General features: G+C 44.6%; 1 protein-coding gene. It reads left to right on the top strand.

All coding sequences use genetic code 11. The features are described 5' to 3' along the window. Positions 1–88 precede the first annotated feature (88 nt). The coding region (locus tag OQJ86_RS26390; protein ID WP_265992349.1) for a transposase domain-containing protein at positions 89–601 on the top strand (513 nt) is incomplete at its 3' end.

The following is a 601-nucleotide window of genomic DNA, read 5'->3' as shown; positions in this document are numbered from 1 at the left end:
CGATCAGTTAAGAAATTAATAGACTGATCAATTGAACGATCCCACCAGTGTGTAAAAATCCGATAGACCATGTCTATCGGATTTTTTTATGCAACTGACTAAAGCCCTATCACTCGCCAATGACTTCGTTCCAGACTCTGAATCACTAGGAAAGTTGAGCGATATCCTTCCTACAGAATTTATCAACCAATGTTTAGAACAGGCAGGCATAGCCACGATCCGTAAGCGTCGACTCCCTTTAGATATGATGGTATGGGTTGTACTTGGTATGGCTTTTTACAGAGATGAGTCCGTATGGGACATAACGAGTAATATGCAGCTTATGCTACCGGGTAAGCGGCCATTAGTTGCACCTAGCGCTTTGGTACAGGCTCGGCAACGACTAGGAAGTGATGCGGTTAAGCAAGTGTTTACATCTACGGCTGAAATCTGGAACGCAGAAGCCAACTCTCCAACATGGCACGGTTTAACGTTGCTTGGGGTTGATGGTGTCGTGTGGCGCGCTCCAGACTCAAAGGAGAATATAGAAGTATTCGAACCCAAAAGTAATCAACATAGTGGAACTGCCTACCCTCAAGTTAGAATGGTTTGTCAGATGGAA

Origin of the sequence: Vibrio sp. Sgm 5 (genome assembly GCF_026241575.1) — a bacterium.
Classification (GTDB): Bacteria; Pseudomonadota; Gammaproteobacteria; order Enterobacterales; family Vibrionaceae; genus Vibrio; species Vibrio jasicida.
This window is presented reverse-complemented; position numbering and strand designations above follow the sequence as displayed.